We start from the raw sequence: 20,020 nt of genomic DNA, 5'->3' as shown, positions 1-20,020 counted from the left end.
ACGGCTGATAGCGGAACGACTACTCGCGCCAGCCCATTGCCGGTGCGACGTGTTTGAGAATAGACTCAATCACGTGCGCATTGTAATCCACACCGAGCTGGTTCGGCACGGTCAGCAATAACGTATCGGCTTCGGCAATCGCGTCGTCCTTTTTCAGCTGTTCAATCAGCTTGTCCGGCTCCGCCGCATAGCTTCGCCCAAAGATCGCGCGCGTTTTCTCATCAAGATAGCCCACGCTATCGCTGTCGTTGCGGCTGGCACCGAAATACATCCGGTCGCGGTCGTCCATCAGCGCAAAAATGCTGCGGCTGACCGACACCCGCGGCTGTCGAGAATGCCCTGCCTCTTTCCAGGCCTGACGGTACGCGCGGATCTGTTTTGCCTGCTGAATATGGAACGGCTCGCCGGTTTCATCGTCCTTCAGGGTTGAACTTTGCAGGTTCATTCCCAGCTTTGCGGCCCATACGGCCGTCGCATTGGAACCGGCGCCCCACCAGATACGCTCGCGCAGCCCTTCAGAATACGGCTCCAGGCGCAGCAGCCCCGGCGGATTCGGGAACATAGGCTGTGGGTTAGGTTTTGCAAACCCTTCACCGCGCAGCACCTCAAGCAGCACCTCGGTATGACGGCGCGCCATATCCGATTCGTCTTCCCCTTCCTGCGGGACATAGCCGAAATGGCGCCAGCCATCAATGACCTGCTCCGGCGAGCCGCGGCTGATGCCAAGCTGCAAACGACCGCCGGAAATCAGATCCGCCGCGCCCGCATCTTCAGCCATGTACATCGGATTTTCATAGCGCATATCAATCACGCCAGTACCGATTTCGATGGTTTTCGTTTTTGCGCCTATTGCCGCCAGCAGAGGGAACGGCGAGCTAAGCTGTCGGGCAAAGTGGTGCACGCGGAAATACGCGCCGTCTGCCCCCAGCTCTTCAGCCGCCACGGCTAAATCGATGGACTGCAGCAGCGTGTCTGCCGCCGATCGCGTGCCGGACTGGGGAGAAGGCGTCCAGTGACCAAAGGATAAAAACCCGATCTTTTTCATAACCATTTTTCCTGATAATACGTTGCGTTCTGTCCACTTTACGCATTACCCGATAAGAATAAATGCCGTTTATTTAACGGAAAGCATCAAATAAATTGACAGAATAGCGTGGTTCTTCATTCCGCCCCATAATGGGATATAATCTTCCCCACTCTTTTCATGGCAGGTAAAACCGGCAATGGCTTTGATCCCCAAAAACTACGCGCGGCTGGAAAGCGGCTATCGCGAAAAAGCATTAAAAATCTATCCCTGGGTCTGCGGACGCTGCTCGCGCGAGTTTGTCTATTCAAATCTGCGTGAACTCACGGTTCACCATATCGATCACGACCATACCAACAACCCGGAAGATGGCAGCAACTGGGAGCTGTTGTGCCTGTTTTGCCACGATCACGAACATTCGAAATACACCGAAGCGGATCAGTACGGCACCACCGTGGTGGCCGGGGAAGACGCGCAAAAAGACGTGGGCGTCGCCACGTTTAACCCGTTTGCCGATTTAAAAGCGATGATGGATAAGAAGAAATAATCCTCTCGCCCCCTCGTGCTCCTCGAATTTAAAATGTCCAGGTGATAGCGGCGGTTGCAGCCCCCTCATTGCGCCGCATCACGATCGGGCTGTTATTCGCACGATCGCCCAGCCAGGTATAGTCCGCACTCAGCACCGTCCCCCAGTGGGCATCGAACTGATGGCTCCAGGTCAGGCTGGTGTCGACACCATAGAATCCACCCGGCGCAGCATAGCGGCGATATCCGGTGCGGCGGCTCTGCCGCTCGCTGACCCCATACCAGGTATTCAGATAACGGCTGTCGCCAAACAGGGCCGCTGACTGAAAGGCAACCGTATCCTGATTATTTTGTAAGGGGATCAGCGTCACGGAGGCCTGATAGCTTGCCCCCTGGCTGTCCGTTAACGGCAGCGTCGCTTTGCCTTCCATACTCAGCCATGGCGCGGCCTGCCAGCCGACGGCAAGGCCGGTATTCAGGGTGGCATCAATGTCCCCCATCCCTTTCAGATTGTTTGCGCCCTCACGCCAGCCTGAATTTTTCTCAGCCCTTCCGAAGTCGTAGCCCAGCGTGTGTTCGAAATACCAGCCGCTGTCGTTTTGCAGGTCATATCCCACCCCTTTTTGCGCATCAATAAAGAAAGCGCCTTTGCGTCCCTGCAGCACCGGAACCACCTGCCACACCTGCTTGTCTGAGCCTGAGTAACGCGGGGCATACTGCCCCCCAAGCCCGACGGTTAAGGAATCGGACGCGGTGCCATCATCCGCCTGCGCGCCGGAAGCCACGGCCAACAGAAGCGGGACGGACATATACAGGACTTTTTTTATCGCTATCATACTGCTCTCCATACGGACGCTGGCGCCTCCTGATACGGGGGCGGCCACACAACGTTGGCGCAGTATGATTTGGCTGAATCAATGAATCGTCGGGATAGTGTTAAGAAATGGTCAAGGTGAACGGATGTTGTCCAGAAGAGTGCTGATTATTGAAGATGACGCCGATGCGGCTGGCGTGCTCGAGGCCTATTTACGGCGGGAAAATTACGACGTGACCATTACCGGAGACGGTCATTCCGGGCTGGATATGGCGCAGCGGTGGAAGCCCGACCTCATTCTGCTGGACGTGATGCTGCCGGGGCTTAACGGCACCGAGGTGCTGGCTGGCCTGCGTCGTAAAAGCGATGTGCCGGTGATCATGGTCACGGCCATGGGGGATACCCCTGACCGCATTGGCGCCCTGCGATACGGTGCCGATGATTACGTTGTGAAGCCTTATCATCCGGGCGAAGTGGTGGCTCGGGTGCAGGCGGTGCTGCGGCGCAGCAGTAAAAAAGAGACGGACGAGGCGATCCTTCGCTGGCAAACGCTGGAGGTGGACGTGGCCGCCATTGTGGCGAGCGTGGATAACGGCGGCGACGCGCCCGTGATGCTCGATCTTACGCCAACGGAATTCTCGCTTCTGGCAACGCTGCTGCGTTCTCCGGCGCACCCGTTCTCCCGCCAGTATTTACTGGAGCACTGTTTGCCGGAAAGCGAGGCGCTGGAGCGCGTGGTGGACACCCATATTTATAACCTGCGTAAAAAACTGGAAGCGGCGGGGATCTCCGGCGTGCTGATCAACGTTCGCGGCGTGGGTTACAGGTTCAGACAGCCATGATTAAAAATCAGCACTCCTCTCTGTGGCGCTGGATTTGCGCGCGCATCCTGGCGCTGGCTATCGGCAGCGTGATCGTCATTGCCACCTGCATGTGGCTGCGCTATGCGGTTCAGAACTACTGGATAATGGGCAAAATGCCAGCGGCGGTCCGCCAGGAGTTTCTGACGCTCAGCCAGAACCCGCAGGCCAATCCGGCCCGCTTCCACTCGATTGTGGACACCTGGTGGGGCCTGAGCTATTCCACGCCGTCTATCGCCTCAGCCGACTGGGCCACGGTGGCCCTGCTGGTGCTGGTGATGATCCCGTTTATCGTGGTGATGGGGCTCAAACACGCCCGGCCGCTGGCGCTGCAGTTCAGCCGCCTTCGCGATGCGGCAAAGGATGTCGCCGACGGGCAGTTTGGCCGTCAGGCGGAACTGATCGAGGATGCGCCGGCGGAAATGGTCAGCTTTGCGACCGACTTTAACTCCATGACGGGACAGCTCGCCCGCTATGAAAAAGAGCTCCGCGCCTCGCACGTCGCGATGGCGCACGAGCTGCGCTCGCCCCTGACGGCCGCCATCGGGCGTCTGCAGGGCATGTTAGACGGCGTGTTTGATGCCAGCCCGGCGCAGCTCGGCATGGTGATGAAACAGCTCCAGCACCTCAACCGCCTCACCGATGAGCTTCACCTTCTGTCGCTCGCCGACGCGGGTAACCTCGTGCTGGAGGACCAGCCGTTTTGCCTCGATGAGCTGATTCAGGAGCGGGCTGCCTGGATCATGCCCGAGGCTGACGCGCATCATTTTCGGATAACGCTTCGCAACCCGCGCACCAGCCCCTTCAGAGGCGATGCGTTCCGTCTTGGACAGGTCGTTACCATCCTCATGGAAAATGCGCTACGTTACGGACGCGAGGGCGGCCACCTTGAGGTGGCGCTGCACTACGCCAGCGGGCATTACATCCTCGAATTTACCGATGACGGGCCGGGCGTGTCGCCCCAGTTCTTACCGGAAATGTTTAAACGCTTTAGCCGCGAGGAGCAGTCCCGCGCGCGGCATTCCGGCGGCAGCGGCCTCGGTTTGTCCATCGCCCGGGCGATTTGCGAGGCGCATGGGGGTGAGATTAGCGCGTCATTGCCGGAAACCGGCGGCCTCGCCGTGCGCATTTTGTTGCCCTGGCACCCGTCCGGTAATGAAAATATCCACTCTTGATAAAGCCTTGACAGAACGTCGAATCTTTCTCGACGTAGCGCGCATTTAATAACGCCATTCCCTTTATGGAGCGGCGTTATGTCAGACGAATTTTTTCTCTCCCTCCGCCACTGCCTGCATCATTTGTACGGCGTGGCGCGCACCCTTTCCTGGCTGCATTTTCTTCCCCTGGCCCTGCTTGCGCTGGCGATTTTTCCGCTGACCGGCTGCGGTGATAAACACGAAAATAAGCCCGACCCTGCGCGAGCGGTACGCTACGTCGTCGTCGGGGCCGCCCAGACCCTTCCCGCGCTGGAAAGAACCGGTGAGATCCATGCCCACGATGAAACGACCCTGAGCTTTCGGACCGGGGGCCGAATACTGACGCGCAGCGTTGATATTGGCGATCGGGTCACTGCCGGACAGCTGCTGGCCACGCTTGACAATACAACCGGGAAAAACCAGCTCGACGGCGCTGAGGCCGACTATGAAGGTGCCAAAGCCTCGGCGCAGGTCGCCGCGCTTAATGTTAGTCGAATGCAAAAGCTCATGCCAACGGGTGCTATCGCCCGCACGCAGCTCGACAGCGCCCGTGCCGACTGGCTTGTCGCCCGCGCGCGCTTAAAAAGCAGCGAGGCCGCGTGGCGAAATGCCCGCGAAAGCCTCGGCTGGACGCGCCTGATCGCGCCGCAGGCGGGCGTCATCACGGCCGTGAACGCCTCTGCGGGGCAGGTTGTCAGCGATGGTCAGTCCGTGCTGACGCTGGCAACGGGTGAAGCCCGCGACGTGGCGTTTGATATTGCCACTCCGGATGCGATTCCGCCTCTGGATAAGACAGAATTGCGGGTTTCCCTCCTCAGCGACCCGTCGGTACAGGCGTCTGCCGCGCTGCGGGATATCACCCCGCAGGCCGATCCTCAGACCCGCACCTGGCGCGTCAGGGCCACCCTGCAAAACCCGCCGGCGGCCATGGCGCTGGGCGCCAGCGTTACCGTCACGTTGCCATCGTCTGCCCCGCGCGGCTACACCCTTCCCGCCTCGGCGCTGACCCGCATCGGCGACAAACCGGCCGTTTTTGTGATTACCCCGCAGTCGCGGGCGCAGCTGCGCGCTGTGGTGCCCGCGAGCTATACGGCCACCTCCGTCATGATTGCCTCCGGCCTTGAGCCGGGCGACAGGGTGATTACGGCGGGCGTGAGCACATTGCGGTCCGGCGAGCCGGTGGTTGCCGGAGAGGTTCAGCCATGAACACAGGACCGGAAGCCAAATTTAACCTCTCCGCCTGGGCGCTGAAGAACCAGCAGATGGTCAGCTTTTTCATGCTGCTGGTAATTGCGATGGGCGTGTTTTGCTATGAGAAGCTGCCGCGTAACGAAGATCCGGCTTTTACCATTAAAACGGCCGTCGTCTCCGCGCAGTGGCCGGGAGCCTCCGTGGCGGATACCACCCGCCTGCTGACCGATACGCTTGAAAAAAAGCTGCAGGAAACGCCCTGGCTGGACTATCTCGAAAGTGAAACCCGGGCCGGACGCACCGTTATCCACGTCAACCTCCGTGACGATACGCCCCCGCAACGCGTGCCGGATATCTGGTATCAGGTTCGCAAAAAAATGCAGGACATCGCGCCGTCCCTGCCTGAAGGGGTGCAGGGCCCTGCCGTGGACGACGAGTTTGACGACACGTTCGGCACAATTTATGCCTTTATTCCCGAGGGCTTCACCCTGCGGGAGGTGCGGGATCGCGCAGAGACAATTCGTCGCGAGCTGATGTCCCTGCCGGATATAGGCAAAACCACCCTGCTGGGCGAACAGCAGGAGCAGTGGGTTCTCGCCTTTTCTCCCGCGCGCCTGGCAGGGATGGGGCTTGATATTCAGGAGGTTGCCGACGCCCTCCGGGCGCAAAATGCGGTTGTCCCGGCAGGAACGATGCGTACCGAAAAAGAGAACATGGCGATCAAGGTCAGCGGGGCGCTCATGACCGAAGAGAGCTTACGCGCCGTCACGCTGCACGTGAACAATCGCTATATTCCGCTGACCGACATTGCCACCGTCACCCGGGAAATCGCCGAGCCACCGGCCCCGGCCTACCGGGTAAACGGCAAGCCGGCTATCGGGCTGGCGGTGTCGATGGCGCCAACGGGCAACATGCTGCGTTTCGGCGCTGCGCTGAATGCCAGAATGGCGGCCCTCAGCGCCGGGCTGCCGCACGGTATCGAGATGGTGAAAGTTGCCGATCAGTCAGCGGTGGTCAGTGACGCGGTAAGCGGATTTATCCGGGTGCTTATCGAAGCCGTTGTTATCGTGCTGGCGGTTTCATTTGTCTCGCTGGGCTTACGGGCCGGACTGGTCGTGGCGACGGCCATCCCGCTGGTGCTCGCCATGACGTTTGCCGGCATGATGCTCGCAGGCATCGGCCTTCAGCGCATCTCGCTCGGGGCGCTGATCATTGCCCTGGGCCTGCTGGTGGATGACGCCATGATCGCCGTTGAAACGATGGTCTCCCGGCTGGAAGCGGGGGATTCCCGTCGGCATGCGGCCACCCATGCGTTCAAAACGACGGCCTTCCCGATGCTCACCGGTACTCTGGTGATGATTGCCGGCTTTATTCCCGTTGGTTTTGCGGCCTCCAGCGCCGGTGAATACTGCTTTTCCCTGTTTGCGGTGGTGCTCATTGCCCTGCTCTGCTCCTGGGCCGTCGCGATCCTGTTTTCGCCGCTGACGGGCACGTGGCTGCTGCCGGAAAAAGTCAGACATCACGCGGCAGGCCCCGGCAGGATCGCGCGCGGGTACGGACGACTTTTACGCCTGGCGCTGCGCCACCGGCTCGCTACCGTGCTGATTGCGCTTGCCGCGCTGGGGCTGTCAGCGTACGGCACGACGTTTATGCAGGGCGAGTTTTTCCCCGCATCGGACCGGCCTGAGCTGCTGGTCAGCCTGACGCTTCCGGCCAACGCGTCGCAGCCGGAAACGCTAAGAGAGGTGAAAAAGCTGGAAAAAGCGCTGGCCGGCAACGGCAACATCGATCGCTATTCGACGTACGTCGGGTCGGGCGCCATCCGTTTTTACCTGCCGATGGACGTGCTGCTGGAAAATGAAAATATCGCCCAGATGGTTGTGGTGGCGAAGGATCTTGCGGCGCGGGATCGTCTGCATGCGCAGCTCAACAGGCTCCTGGCGACGCAGTTTAGCAACATCATCACGCGCGTGTCGCCCCTAGAGCTGGGGCCGCCCGTCGGCTGGCCCATCAAATACCGGGTGAGCGGGCCGGATTATCTGCAGGTTCGGGCGTTGGCGAACCGTCTCACGGACGCGATTGGCCGCTCCCCGTTCTCACGCGACGTTAACCAGACGGCCGGAGAGCCTGAAAGGGTCATCACCCTTAAGGTGAATCAGACGGCGGCCAGGGCGGCGGGAATATCGTCAGAAAGCCTCGCCCGCACGCTGAACACCGTCTGGTCCGGCAGCGTTGTCACCTCCATCAGGGATAACGACCGCCTTGTCGACGTGGTGCTGCGGGCCACGGACGATGCACGTCACAGCACCTCCACCCTCTCCTCGCTCACGATTCAGGGGAATGACGGTAAAAAAATTCCGCTCAGCGCCGTCGCGACGCCGGCCTGGGGCGTGGACGATCCGGTCATCTGGCGTCGCCAGCGCGTGCCCTTTATCACGGTGCAAACGGACCTTGCCCCGGGCCTGAAGGCTGAAGCGGTATCCGCGGCGCTGCGTCCGGCGGTCGACAAGCTGCGCGCGAGCCTGCCCGCAGGTTACAGCATTGAAGAGGGCGGCGCGGTTGCCGAATCGGACAAGGGGAACAGCTCCGTCTTTACCGTTCTTCCGGTAACGCTGGTCCTCATGCTGTTGCTGCTGATGCTTCAGCTGCGGCGATATTCCCGGATGCTGCTGGCCCTCCTGATGGCCCCGTTTGGCCTGCCGGGGATCGTGCTGGCTATGCTGCCCGGCGGCACGCCGATGGGGTTTGTCGCGCTGCTGGGCGTCATCGCCCTGGCGGGGATGATCGTGCGCAACGCGGTGATACTGATTAGCGAAGTTGACAGCAATCTTGCTCAGGGGATGGCAAACGATGCCGCAATTATGGCGGCCGCGGAGCACCGGGCCAGACCCATCTGTCTGACCGCCTGCGCCGCCATTCTGGGCATGATCCCGATCTCTCATCAGGTCTTCTGGGGGCCAATGGCCTATGCCATTATCGGCGGGCTGCTGGTCGCGACGCTGGTGACGCTGACCGTGTTACCCGCGTCGTTTAGCCTGCTGTTACAGTGGGGAGCTCAGCGCAACGCCGCAGAAGACGGACTGCGCTGAGGCTCCACCGTTTCCCGGCAGATTACGCGGCGGTCAGCGCAAAACGGTCTTTCAGGACATGGCGGATTTCCTCCTCCGCCAGTTTCCGCGTTTCAGTGCCGTTCGCCGTGATGGTTTTCAGCACATCGCCCAGCAAAATCTGGCGTCCCTCCGTGCTGTGCTGCACCACCACCCGCTTCTGCACAAAGATGGCATCCGGGTGCGTGGAGTTAAGGTAGTTGGCCGGAACGAAATCAATCCATTCCTGAGGGGTGAGATCAAAGCCGTACTGCCGGGCCCACTCTCCCTCAACCTTCGCCTCAAGCAAATACTCACCCTCCGCGCTGCGGGTCAGTTGGAACGTGTCGAAATCCTGTACGATCTCAACATCAAGCGTGTCCAGCGCCATCGGCGCACGAATACCGTAGCTGCCGAAACCGAGGTCGCAAAGCCACTGTCGGCTATCTACCTCAGCAACGATCGCCATGTGGGTTTTCGGCCGCCGCGCGGGGTAGAACATCGGGCGCGCCGCCACGAAGCGGTAAGGGATCCCTAACGCCTCCAGCGCCATGGCAAAAAGCCCGTTTACCTCATAGCAGTAGCCGCCGCGCCCCTGCGTTAACACCTTATCGGCGATATCGTCTGGCGCCAGCGAGACAACTTTGCCCGCCTGTACGTCCAGATTTTCAAAGGGAACGGAAAAGAGCTGATGGCGCATGAGTGCATGCAGGGTGACCGTATCGGCACCCGCCGGTCCGGTATAGTTTATGCGTTTGAAATAGGTGGAAATGTTGAAGTTATCGCTTTGCATAATGCCTCCTTGTCCTGAACATGCCGGACACTATAGATGGCGCGCATCAATGGCTGTATAGTCAGTTTTATCGAAAATTAGCCTGAACAGTTACCCATGTCTGCCCCGTCCCGGTCCTCTCCTCACTATCGCCGTATTGCGAATATGCTGCGTCTTACCATTACGTCCGGCGCGCTGCGCGCCGGTGACAGGATGATCTCCGCGCGCAAACTGGCCGAACGCGAGCGCGTTAGCCTTCCGACGGCGCTGGAGGCCCTCCGCTGCCTTGAGGCTGAAGGGCTGATCGTTGCACGCCCGCGTTCAGGCTATTACATCCGTCTGACCAGCCAGCCTCCGCGCGCGGAGCCCGCGCGCTTCACGCCTGGCCCGGTCCCCGTCACCCTGTCCGCCGTGGCCCGGTCGCTGTTCAGCTGTGCAGAAGCCCGGCTGATCCCGCTGGGCGCCGCCCTGCCCGATCCCGCGTGGCTGCCGGGAGATGCGCTGCAGCGGGCGTTGCACTCTGCGGGCCGTCGTCTGGACGCGCATGGACAGAGCTACAGCCTGCCTCCGGGAAGGCGGGATTTGCGAAGCAAGATTGCCGCGCGCTCTGCCCAGTGGGGAGCCCGGTTCGGCGCGGACGATCTCATTATTACCGCAGGCGCGACGCAGGCGCTGCGCCTGGCACTTCGGGCCGTGTGCCAGCCGGGTGATGTCGTGGCGATTGAGCAGCCAGCCTACTTTGGTACGCTCCTGCTGCTGGAGGATTTAGGCCTGAAGGCTTTAGCGATCCCCACCGACCCTGTAGAAGGCCTGCTGCTGGAACCGCTGGCGGACGCTATTCGCTGCCACCGCCCCGCGGCCGTTCTGGCCTCGCCCACGGTGCAAAATCCTTTGGGTGCCAGCATGCCCGTCGCGCGCAAGCAGGAACTGGTTGCCCTGCTTGAAGAGGCTGAAATTCCTTTAATTGAGGACGATGTTTACGGTGATCTGGTCGGCGAGGGGCAACGCCCTCCGGCCTGCAAGGCGTTCGACCTGAGCGGGAATGTGATCTACTGCAGTTCCCTGTCTAAAACGCTTGCGCCCGGATGGCGAATCGGCTGGATCGCCGCCGGACGCTACTCCCCGCAGGTCTTACAGGCCCGCATGGCCGGAGAATGGGCTGGCGCCCCGCTGCTGGAAGCGGCGACGAGCGATGTTCTGGCGAGCGGCGACTACGATCGCCATCTGCGGCGGCTGAAGCGCCGGATCTCAGAGGGCGTTCGCGCCGTCGTGGCGCAGGTCAAGGCGAGCTTTCCGCCCGGTACGCGCGTTAACGTACCCGCTGCCGGTTTCCTGCTGTGGGTTGAACTGCCTCAGCGGGTCAACGCGCTGGAGGTGCATCGTCGCGCGCTGGCGCTGGGCATTGGCGTCAGCCCTGGCCCCCTGTTTTCCCCTGCCGCGGAGTTAACGCACTTTCTGCGGCTGAACTGCGCAAACGAACCCACGCTCCGCCTGCTGAACGCCGTGGAACAGATTGGCGCGCTGTGTCACGAGCTGGCCGCTTTCACACCAGACTCTCCAGCCACTCGGTAAAGACCCGTACCTTCCGGGAGAGGTGGCGGTGTGGATAGAGCAGTGACAGCTTGCGGTCCGGCGAGCGATAGTCCGGCAGGACTTCAACCAGAAGACCACGGTCTATGTAAGGCTGAAGAAAGAGATTCATCCCCTGCATTAACCCCAGCCCGGCAAGGCCTGCCGCGATGTAGGCCTCGGAGTTATCCACGACAAGCTTACCGGGCAAGGTAATTTCCGCGATGCCTTCTGGCGTGGTAAACGTCCACGGATGAATTTGTCTGCTGCGGTTATTAATCCAGTTGATGGCCTGATGTTTGCGTAAATCATCCGGCGTTTCTGGCGTACCGTGTTTTGCCAGCCAGTCCGGGCTGGCGCAGGTCGTGATTTTGATGTTCCCGATTTTACGCGCGATGTAGCCCTGGTGGGAGCGAAGCTGCAAAATGTGACATGTTAAAAAAATTGAAGTTTAACCCATCAAAACAATCAGATTGATGCTCAAAAGGATCTCAAGAGGATCCTTTTGATTTTACTGACCGTTATGCCCTACCAGTTGCCATACGGATAGATTTTCCCTTTGATGAAATCGGGTGTCTTTCCGTAATAAATATATCCGTTAGGATGTTTCGTTACCCCTTTGCATATCAGCATATCCTCCCCTGTCAGAGTGAGTTGCCGCGCAGGATGCTGAAGCACAACAGGATCGCCGTTATTCTCCAGCCAGACCCGCACCGTTCCACCCGGTGCCAGTCCGATAATCATATTATCCCGGTAATACGTCTTTCCCGGCTTATAGGTATCAGGATAGGCTGTGAGCATCTGCTGCCATGTCTCCCGACTGAACCAGATCTCCGTTTCGTACGCCTTTTTATCGATAACCGAGTCCCAGCACACCGTCATCCTGACAGGCAGCGCCTTGCCGATATTAAAATTGGCTGAAAAACCACCCACGCGCTGGCTCCATGTCCCCACGCTGCTCTGGCTCGGTTCCGTGGGGTCCAGTCGCCGGAAAATACTTTCCCGGATATCCCCATCCTCCAGATACACCATGGTCACCAGTGCCGGCAGGTTGACGGGATAGAAAAAATTAAACTGCCAGTGATCGTAAGGCAGTTTCTGCCCCCACTGTTCTACACCATCCCCTGACAATGACTTCACACCCTCCCGGCGATCGTGGCAACCGGCGAGCAATACGACACCCAACATGACCGCTACCAGCGGTAATCGTTTCATCCCTGCCTCCTCAGAAAAGTCCGTCCAGCGCGTCCGCATTCGCCCGCGCCCTGTCTTCCCACTGCTGCTGGTCGTCCATCCGCCATACCGTCCGCACCCACCCTTTGCCAGGAGCCATCGGCCACACGAACGAGCGCTCGTCCGTTGGCGCATAGTGGTTTCTCAGAAAAACTTCTCCTGAGGACGGACTCACCCACAGGCTCAGATCCGAATCGATGTTCCAGTTCGCCGAACAGTGCAGGTAACGCCCGATGGTCCGCATCTCATCTGCCGTGAAGCTCTCCTGCTCCGTACCGCGTCGGACTGCGCGCCCCTGCGCTATCGCTTTGTCACACAGGGAAACAAGCTCAGCGGGAAGAGCCATGTCAGTATTTTGCGGATCAATATCACCGAATATCACCCCGGCATCCTGTGCCGCATCGAGCATCACCCGCATACTCACCTTTTCCCAGTCGTTCGGCACCGCCCGGCGAGTCATAAATACCGCCGCGCCGGCTTTCTTCTCCAAAATAAACGCCCGTGCCTTATCCCGGTTAACCAGTGGCCACGAAATCATTTTCGTCTCTACCTTACCGTGCGGCATCAGGTATTTCAGCGCCGGCAGCGAATATAGCGTCTGACGCATCTTCTCCGCCTTACGATATACTGCCGTCTGCATTTCATCCGAGCTTTCCGGTATCACTTCAAAGTCCGGCATCGTCAGCAGGGATATTTCATCCTCTCCCGCGTTGTAGCCTCCGCCGATATCCGAGTGCGCACCCGGCAGCGCCAGCTCCGGCCACATCCCCGCTATGCTGTTCAGGCTGAAGTTATATCTGCACTCGTGCATTGCGCTTATCTGAAACACCTTCTGCGCCACCGAGGGACGCAGTTCGAGGTTGACGCCGGGGTTGCTGCGCCCGTTGATGCCGTAGAAGTTCAGCAGACTCCCGATGGCCGCCACCGTGTCAAACAGCCCCAGAAAGCGTACCTCTCCCGCCGCTTTTCCATGGTGCCCTGTCAGGTCTAATCCTTTGTCTATCGCCACCGCTATCTCCGCGTCCTGGTTCATCACCCGGTTGGCGAAGTGCCGCGCTGCCGCTGCCCCGCGGCTAAAACCGAACACATCAAACTGCACCTTCGCTATCGCCACTTTGTCACGGTTAAGTTTGATAAAGCGGCTCAGCTCTGCGCTGATTTTGTCAAGCGCCTCGTCTGTCTTCGTCACCACCCCTTCAAACTGCCGGATAAGGCTGCTGCCCAGCGCCGCTCCCAGCATAGAATCGCTTTCACCGTCCGCCGTCCCGATGCCGCTGACGTAGATTTTTACCTGCGCCTCTGTCTCACTGTCGTTGAGTTCATCACTAGACTGATAAAGGTCAAACAGTCGCGAAATATTAGTGATGCCGCCCTGCCAGCTGGCGTTCCCTAACTCTGCTCTGGCATGCTTTTCATACTTCTCGCACGCCCTGGCACGATCCTCGCCAACCAGATTAGCGCAGTGCGCATATGCCAGCCGCAGATCGTCTGAATTCGCCCGGTTATTCCCAGTGCCGTCAAAGAACACACCTACGGTCAGCGCGATCCCCCTGACTGGCACCCGCCGGCACTGAACGGTTTTTACAGTCCCGACAGCGCTGGTTCGCAGAGTGCAGTCCCCGATAACTTCATACCGATAATAACCGGTATCTTCCGGTGTGGTCTTTTCGTTTGTGCTCATGGAAAATCCTTTTAGTTTTGAGGGTTAATAAATATCCCATCATACCTTAACCAAAATTACCGCTCTATCTTCAGTAGATGATGCACATGCTCAAATGTATCGAGGGGATTGTATCCGCCTGTTCCTGCATACCCGGTAAAGAGCCATTTTTACTCAGTTCCAGTTCAAAAAAAGCCAGATGTCGCATTTTGCAGCTTCGCTCCCACTAGGCCATATAGTCGCCGTCGCCCAGTTCGCCCACCCACAGCACACAGTCAAGGCAGCACCAGAACATATCCCGGCGGTGTTCAGAGCTGCTCGGAATGATATCGATTTCAGGATGCTGACGATAAAAATCAGGCATGCCGGGCATCACCCGCAATGCCGCAAAAGAGATAGGAATATCCGCAGCGTGAAAAGCGTGGCCGAGGTTGTGAATGCGTTAACGGTTGAGTAAGCACCCGGCGTCCTGGCCTGCACCAGGACGCCCAGGCTCATCAGGGAATAATCCGCGCGGCTCTCATCTGCGCGAACAGGCTGAAAAACATCTCATCGGTCGCCTGCATTTGCGTGAAGCCCGATCGCCGGAGTTTGCTCCCGTCACCAAACATGTCGTAGTCCCAGCTAAAGACAAAATCGGCAAACCGCCCGTCGCTCAGCTGCAGAATATCCGCTTCCACCAGCCGCTCTTCGGCAAGCTCGCGCCATACGCCGTGATAGTCGTTAAACAGCTGATGAAATGACAGCCTCACCGGCGGCGCAGAGTCCAGTTCAAACCAGCGTGCGATGCGCGGCCACAGCTCGCTCCAGCGCCAGATATCGCCATTGTTTACGTTGAACGCCTGATTCTGTGCCGCAGGTGACGCGGCGGCCCACACCGTGGCCTCGGCCAGCAGCCCGGCGTCGGTATGGTCAACGATGCTGTGCCAGGCCTGTTCCGAACCGGGAAAACGCAGCGGTAACCCCAGCGCCTTGCACAGGGAGGCGTACAGGGCGATGCTCAGCGCAAGGTTCATGGCATTACCCGGTACCGCGCTCCCCACCACGCCCGGCCTGATAGCATTCCAGTGCCAGCGTTTTCCCCGCTGAAACTGGCTGAGCCACGCTAGCTGCGCGGCGTTAAATTCGGCACCCGGCACGCCGGGATCGCTTTCCCGCGCCGGGGTTTTAAACGGTCCCAGATGCGCACCATAGACTTTGTACCCCTGCATCAGGCTTACCGTCTGCAAAGGCGCCGTTTTTTCGAGGGTGCTGACCAGATTACGCAGCATGGTGACGTTCGGCTCAACCATGTCCGTCCAATTCGCCGCATTCGCCCAGGCGCTGTAAAAGATGTGGGTGACACCGTTCAGGGCGTGCAGCGCCCGTGCGGTATCCTTCGCATCCAGTAAATCGACGTTCACCACGGGAATGCCGTCCGGATGGGTTACCTCGCGGCGACTGAGGCCAATCACCTCCCACTGATGGTGCAGGAGCGTATTGACCAGCTGTCTGCCGACAATGCCGCTGGCCCCCGCGACCAGGGCGACGTTGTGTTGCTGCATCTTATTCATGGTGTTTCTCCGGAAAGGGTGACAGACGCAGTGTGATCTATTATTTTTTCTGGAGATATCCCCTGACACCGATGGCACTTATAAGCAGAATCATTAAATGAATAATAAGCTCACCGCCATTTCTACCTTTCTACGCGTCGCTGAAGCGGGCTCGTTTTCAGCGGCCGCCCGTCAGACCGGTATTAAGCAGTCCGCCGTCAGTCAACAGATCGCGGCGCTTGAGGATGAGCTTGGCGTGGTGCTGCTGCACCGTACGACGCGTACGATGAAGCTGACCGAACAGGGTGAACGTTACCGGCGAGATATGCAGCTTGTGCTGGACGCTATGGGGGAAGCGGAAAGGCGTTTACATCCTGCCGATCATCGCGTTCAGGGACGCGTCCATGTCCAGTTGCCGAGCGGCCTGGGGCAGATCATTTTGCCGCATCTGCTGGCGCTACAGCGCCTGCATCCCGAACTGCAGCTGATGATTTCCCTGGATGACCGCCTTGCCGATCTGGTGACGGAGGGCGTGGATGTCGCGATACGGCTGAGCAGCGAGCCTCCGCAGGCGCACGCGGCTCGCGTGCTGGCGCGTATTGAAGCCGCGCTGTTTGCCGCTCCCGGTTCTCAGGCGGTACACACCGTCAGCGAACTGACCACGCTGCCACACGTACGGTTCAGCGGTATTCCGCTGGATGCCCCCCTGCGCCTGATTTCTGACGAGGAAACGGTCGAGATCAACGTGAATACCGTTTTCCGTGCCAACACCAGCGACGCACTGCTGCAGGCGCTGGAGTCAGGCATCGGTATCGGCGGCATGCAGCGACCGCTCGTGGCCAGGGCGCTGCAGGCGGGCACGCTGGTACCGGTGCTGCCCGACTGGCGGTTACCCGATCGCTTCCTCTATGCCGTCTATCCTGACGCCCGCTTTATTCCGCAGCGCGTCAGAAAGGTCGTCAGCGTGATTGAGCAGTTGCTGCCTGAAATACTGAAGAAAAACTGATTGTTTCCGCCGTAAATGACGTGCATTTTTCAACCGCCAGGAATAGAGTATTTTTACCGTATCCTCCTCTTTCTGGAGCACTTATGCCGGATTATCGTTTTTTCCAAAAAGGCCCGAACCTGATTGCGATCGAGAGCGCAAACACCGATGCGGCCGCTCAGCTCATCGCTCAGGGGTTTGAAAAACAGTTTGAGGAGATTGGCGCAGCGGATGAAAAAGAGGCGCTTACCCGCCTTGCCGATATCCGTAAAAATAATGAGATCGATCGCTATAACTTCCTGGCCGGAGCGGGCGAAATGCCGCTGATCGGCGCGCTGGCGGCTGCGGCAACCTGGTTGGTGCAAAAGAAATAACGCAACCATCTTCTACTTCGCCACCGGCAAATCGGCGTACCGCGTCGTATAGGCCGGTGACAGCATCTCACGCTTCATCGCCCAGGATTTCTCAATACCCTGTCCGGCGAACCATATCTTCCCTTTACCGGAATGATTTACGCTGTCCATCATCTCCATCAGCGCCGCGCTGTTGGCGCGCAGACGATTATCGTCAAACAAATTAAGCTGGGCGACGCCGCTGCTGAAAAAGTCCGCCAGCATGACCCCGGCTTTCATATAGCGATAGCCGTCGAGCCATATGCGCCCCAGCGCCTCCGTGGCGGCGCGGATGATATCGCGCGAGTCATTGGTGGGCGTCATCAGGGTGACAGAAGCCTGATTGCCGTAATAAATTTCGTTGTCCGCATGCGGGCTGGTGCGAACAAATACGCTGATAAAACGACAGTATTGATGCTCGCCGCGCAGTTTTTCCGCAGCGCGTTCCGCGTAGGCGCAAATAGCCTGGTGCATCTCCTCGTACTGCGTAATACGGTGTCCAAACGAACGGCTACAGATGATTTGCTGCTTCGTGGGGGTGAACTCCTCCAGATCAAGACAGGGCTCACCGCGCAGCTCGCGGGCCGTACGTTCCAGTACCACGTTGAAATGTTTGCGGATGACCCAGGACGACGCTTCCGCCAGCTCCAGCGCCGTGGTGATCCCCATAGCGTTGAGCTTTTTCGTGATGCGCCGCCCTACCCCCCACACCTCCTCTACCGGAACCTTTTCCAGCAGCTTACGCTGCCGCTCGCGGCCTGAGAGATCGACCACGCCGCCAGTGCCGGACCACCGTTTCGCCGCATAGTTGGCCAGCTTTGCAAGGGTTTTGGTCGGGGCAATACCGACGCCAACGGTTAGGCCCGTATTTTTAAAGACCTCTGTGCGCATCTGGTGACCGAACGCTTCCAGCGACAGGCAGTGGCTGACCCCTGAAACGTTCACGAACGCCTCATCGATAGAGTAAATCTCGATTGCCGGGGCGAGATCGGTCAGCGTCTGCATTACCCGACTGCTGAGATCGGCATACAGCGCATAGTTCGAGCTAAAGACGTAAACTTTTGACGGGTATAGCTTTTCTTTGAATTTAAAATACGGCTCACCCATTTTTATGCCGAACTGCTTTGCCTCCCGCGACAGCGAAATAATGCAGCCGTCGTTATTGGACACCACCACGATGGGTTTCCCCTCCAGATCGGGGCGGAATACCTTCTCGCAGGAGGCGTAAAAGCTATTCACATCAACCAGCGCGAACATGTTTATGCGTTTTGAGAGTGTGGGTGACGACGCCGAAGATCTGCAGCTCCTCTTCGGACTGAAAGGTAATCGGCTGATAGCGGGCATTATGCGGCAGAAGTCTCAGAACCGGGCGGGTCTGTAGCTCTTTCACCGTAAACTCACCGGCGACCGACGCCACGACGATATCCCCGTGTTCGGCATTTAACGAACGATCGACCACCAGCAGATCGCCGTCGCCGATCCCCGCCCCAATCATGGAGTCTCCACTCACCTTGATAAAATAGGTCGCACTGGGGTGTCTGACTGCCAGCCGGTTAAGATCGAGACGATCCTCCACATAATCCTGCGCCGGGCTGGGAAAACCACAGGCCACGCGCTCTAAAAACAAAGGTAATTCAATGTCTTGTTTTGGGTGATAAGAAAAGAGAGTGTCCATAATGCCTTTCTCGCCAGATACTGTATATAAATACAGTATTACGAATTATGGACAAGGATCAAGGTCATTTCCAAAGGCGAACCCAAACGCGTTGAAGTTTGAGCGGTTTTAATTTAGCAACGTTGCCCGCCGATAACCCTCCCCATGGTTCTCCCCGGAATGCATTAAGAGACGCGCTAATATAAGTCATTAAAAAGTCATATAGCAAATACTTCATAATGACTTATTTGGAAATTTAATCACTATCAAATCACTGCATGTTGACTTTTTAAGTCAGATAAAAGCATATTTTACCGAACGAATTAACAAGACTTACTGGAGAATATTTTCAATGCCAGCCCGTGACTATCCAGACAAGCGTGTTGCACGCGGTCTGGCAAAGGAGGCCGATCTCAGGATGTTGAGCGCCCGCATCGATCCCGATCTGATGGAGTACATCAGAACCACCGCCTTTGAGACGCGTAAGAGCAAGCAGGAGATTGTGGCGGAAGCATTAGCGCTGCACAGGCAGAAAAGTCAGACAGGAGCCTAAGCGCGCAAAGCCGGAAGCATCCTTCAGGCTTTGCGCGTGTCACCTTTAATCCATCAGCGAATTCAGCGTTTCCAGTGCTTCAGGCGGCAACCGCAGCTCCCCCGCCGCGAGGTTTTGCCGTAAATGCGCTACGGAAGAGGTGCCAGGGATCAGCAGAATATTCGGGGAACGCTGAAGCAGCCATGCCAGCGCAACCTGCATTGGCGTGGCGCCCAGTGAATCCGCGACGGTCTTCAGCCCGGAAGATTGCAGTGGCGTAAAGCCGCCCAGCGGGAAGAACGGCACATACGCGATCCCCTGCTGCGCCAGCAGATCCACCAGCGCGTCGTCACCCCGGTTCACAATGTTGTACATGTTCTGTACGCACACCACCGGCACCATCTTCTGGGCTTCCGCAACCTGGGTTGCCGTGACGTTGCTCAGGCCAATATGACGCACCAGACCCTGCTGCTGTAATTCGGCCAGGGTGGAGAGCGGTTCCGTAATCGACCCTTCCGCCGGCCCGTGTGCGCTAAACATGATCCGCAGATTCACCACGTCCAGCACGTCCAGCTGCAGATTACGCAGGTTGTCATGCACCGCCTGCGTCAGTTCCTGCGCGGAAAAGGCCGGCAGCCAGGCACCTTTGTCGTTGCGGCGGGCACCAATCTTGGTGACGAGCGTCAGATCGTCCCGGTACGGGTGAAGCGCCTCGCGGATCAGCTGGTTAGTGACATGAGGACCATAAAAATCACTGGTATCAATGTGGTTCACCCCCGCCGCCACCGCTTCGCGCAGCACGTCCAGCGCGGCCTGCTTATCCTTCGGTGGGCCAAAGACGCCCGGCCCGGCGAGCTGCATCGCACCGTAGCCCAGTCGTTTTACCGTCCGCGTCCCGAGCGCGTACGTCCCGCTTTTATCAATGCTGCTCATGTTAACCTTCCTCATAAAAATGATCCGGATTTACAACAGGTTCCTTACCGGAGCCCTTAGTT

At 58.6% G+C, this 20,020-nt stretch carries 19 protein-coding genes and 1 pseudogene; 9 read left to right on the top strand and 11 right to left on the bottom strand.

Annotated elements, in window-relative coordinates:
- Positions 1–19 precede the first annotated feature (19 nt).
- Positions 20–1,045, bottom strand: a complete 1,026-nt coding sequence (locus WM95_RS11150) for an LLM class flavin-dependent oxidoreductase (protein ID WP_023311499.1) — start codon at positions 1,043–1,045, stop codon at positions 20–22.
- Between the two features lie 178 nt (positions 1,046–1,223).
- On the opposite strand from WM95_RS11150, the gene yajD reads away from it, so the two are divergent.
- Positions 1,224–1,571, top strand: coding sequence for an HNH nuclease YajD (yajD, locus tag WM95_RS11145; RefSeq protein WP_003857471.1), 348 nt, complete (start codon positions 1,224–1,226; stop codon positions 1,569–1,571).
- A gap of 28 nt (positions 1,572–1,599) precedes the next feature.
- Here the strand turns inward: yajD and WM95_RS11140 are convergent, their stop codons facing one another.
- A complete protein-coding gene (locus WM95_RS11140; protein ID WP_088544772.1) occupies positions 1,600–2,385 on the bottom strand; it encodes a MipA/OmpV family protein in 786 nt (261 codons plus the stop codon).
- Between the two features lie 124 nt (positions 2,386–2,509).
- Here WM95_RS11140 and WM95_RS11135 point away from each other — a divergent pair, with 124 nt between their 5' ends.
- From WM95_RS11135 to WM95_RS11120, 4 genes are all read left to right on the top strand, one after another.
- Positions 2,510–3,205 (top strand): response regulator, encoded by a 696-nt coding sequence (locus tag WM95_RS11135; RefSeq protein ID WP_029739347.1) that lies wholly within the window; start codon positions 2,510–2,512, stop codon positions 3,203–3,205.
- A complete protein-coding gene (locus WM95_RS11130; protein WP_063409427.1) occupies positions 3,202–4,398 on the top strand; it encodes a sensor histidine kinase in 1,197 nt (398 codons plus the stop codon). Before WM95_RS11135 ends, WM95_RS11130 begins: the two co-directional genes overlap by 4 nt.
- Before the next feature lie 78 nt (positions 4,399–4,476).
- Positions 4,477–5,625 carry an efflux RND transporter periplasmic adaptor subunit gene (locus tag WM95_RS11125; protein WP_063409428.1) on the top strand — a complete coding sequence of 383 codons (1,149 nt, stop codon included), beginning with the start codon at positions 4,477–4,479 and terminating at the stop codon, positions 5,623–5,625.
- Positions 5,622–8,699 (top strand): efflux RND transporter permease subunit, encoded by a 3,078-nt coding sequence (locus WM95_RS11120; RefSeq protein WP_063409429.1) that lies wholly within the window; start codon positions 5,622–5,624, stop codon positions 8,697–8,699. The genes WM95_RS11125 and WM95_RS11120 overlap by 4 nt, the downstream gene beginning before the upstream one ends.
- 22 nt (positions 8,700–8,721) lie before the next feature.
- On the opposite strand, the gene WM95_RS11115 is transcribed toward WM95_RS11120, so the two are convergent.
- Positions 8,722–9,489: an arylamine N-acetyltransferase family protein gene (locus tag WM95_RS11115; RefSeq protein WP_063409430.1), complete on the bottom strand. Its 768-nt coding sequence runs from the start codon at positions 9,487–9,489 to the stop codon at positions 8,722–8,724.
- A gap of 96 nt (positions 9,490–9,585) precedes the next feature.
- Between WM95_RS11115 and WM95_RS11110 the strand changes: the two genes are divergently transcribed.
- Positions 9,586–11,040 carry an aminotransferase-like domain-containing protein gene (locus WM95_RS11110; RefSeq protein ID WP_088544771.1) on the top strand — a complete coding sequence of 485 codons (1,455 nt, stop codon included), beginning with the start codon at positions 9,586–9,588 and terminating at the stop codon, positions 11,038–11,040.
- Here WM95_RS11110 and WM95_RS11105 read toward each other — a convergent pair.
- The 5 genes and pseudogenes from WM95_RS11105 to WM95_RS11090 form a co-directional block, all read right to left on the bottom strand.
- A pseudogene (locus WM95_RS11105) lies at positions 11,012–11,437 on the bottom strand (LysR substrate-binding domain-containing protein); the annotation flags it as partial. The gene WM95_RS11110 and the pseudogene WM95_RS11105 sit on opposite strands and share 29 nt — an antisense overlap.
- A 128-nt stretch (positions 11,438–11,565) precedes the next feature.
- On the bottom strand, positions 11,566–12,252 hold the full coding sequence (locus WM95_RS11100) for a DUF2931 family protein (protein ID WP_059446687.1): 687 nt from the start codon (positions 12,250–12,252) through the stop codon (positions 11,566–11,568).
- A 10-nt stretch (positions 12,253–12,262) separates the two neighbouring features.
- Positions 12,263–13,951 (bottom strand): T6SS phospholipase effector Tle1-like catalytic domain-containing protein, encoded by a 1,689-nt coding sequence (locus WM95_RS11095; protein ID WP_063409431.1) that lies wholly within the window; start codon positions 13,949–13,951, stop codon positions 12,263–12,265.
- 205 nt (positions 13,952–14,156) lie between these two features.
- Positions 14,157–14,294, bottom strand: coding sequence for a hypothetical protein (locus tag WM95_RS27175; protein ID WP_369880841.1), 138 nt, complete (start codon positions 14,292–14,294; stop codon positions 14,157–14,159).
- A 133-nt stretch (positions 14,295–14,427) separates the two neighbouring features.
- Complete coding sequence (locus tag WM95_RS11090) at positions 14,428–15,483, bottom strand: SDR family oxidoreductase (RefSeq protein WP_063409432.1); 1,056 nt, start codon at positions 15,481–15,483, stop codon at positions 14,428–14,430.
- A 97-nt stretch (positions 15,484–15,580) separates the two neighbouring features.
- Here WM95_RS11090 and WM95_RS11085 point away from each other — a divergent pair, with 97 nt between their 5' ends.
- Together WM95_RS11085 and WM95_RS11080 are read left to right on the top strand one after the other, a co-directional pair.
- Complete coding sequence (locus WM95_RS11085; RefSeq protein ID WP_063409433.1) at positions 15,581–16,468, top strand: LysR family transcriptional regulator; 888 nt, start codon at positions 15,581–15,583, stop codon at positions 16,466–16,468.
- Between the two features lie 83 nt (positions 16,469–16,551).
- Complete coding sequence (locus WM95_RS11080) at positions 16,552–16,821, top strand: hypothetical protein (protein WP_045356947.1); 270 nt, start codon at positions 16,552–16,554, stop codon at positions 16,819–16,821.
- 12 nt (positions 16,822–16,833) lie between these two features.
- Here the strand turns inward: WM95_RS11080 and umuC are convergent, their stop codons facing one another.
- Positions 16,834–18,096 carry a translesion error-prone DNA polymerase V subunit UmuC gene (gene umuC, locus WM95_RS11075; protein ID WP_047742070.1) on the bottom strand — a complete coding sequence of 421 codons (1,263 nt, stop codon included), beginning with the start codon at positions 18,094–18,096 and terminating at the stop codon, positions 16,834–16,836.
- Positions 18,080–18,514 carry a translesion error-prone DNA polymerase V autoproteolytic subunit gene (umuD, locus tag WM95_RS11070; RefSeq protein ID WP_029740280.1) on the bottom strand — a complete coding sequence of 145 codons (435 nt, stop codon included), beginning with the start codon at positions 18,512–18,514 and terminating at the stop codon, positions 18,080–18,082. Before umuD ends, umuC begins: the two co-directional genes overlap by 17 nt.
- A 331-nt stretch (positions 18,515–18,845) precedes the next feature.
- Between umuD and WM95_RS11065 the strand changes: the two genes are divergently transcribed.
- Positions 18,846–19,046 carry a hypothetical protein gene (locus WM95_RS11065; protein ID WP_023311485.1) on the top strand — a complete coding sequence of 67 codons (201 nt, stop codon included), beginning with the start codon at positions 18,846–18,848 and terminating at the stop codon, positions 19,044–19,046.
- Between the two features lie 45 nt (positions 19,047–19,091).
- Here WM95_RS11065 and WM95_RS11060 read toward each other — a convergent pair whose 3' ends face one another.
- Positions 19,092–19,958, bottom strand: coding sequence for an aldo/keto reductase family oxidoreductase (locus WM95_RS11060; protein WP_023311484.1), 867 nt, complete (start codon positions 19,956–19,958; stop codon positions 19,092–19,094).
- Between the last annotated feature and the right edge of the window lie 62 nt (positions 19,959–20,020).

The sequence above is a fragment of the Enterobacter cloacae complex sp. ECNIH7 genome (assembly GCF_002208095.1).
Taxonomy (GTDB): domain Bacteria; phylum Pseudomonadota; class Gammaproteobacteria; order Enterobacterales; family Enterobacteriaceae; genus Enterobacter; species Enterobacter cloacae_M.
The sequence above is the reverse complement of the archived record's forward strand: the minus strand, read 5'-3'. Positions and strand labels throughout refer to the sequence as shown.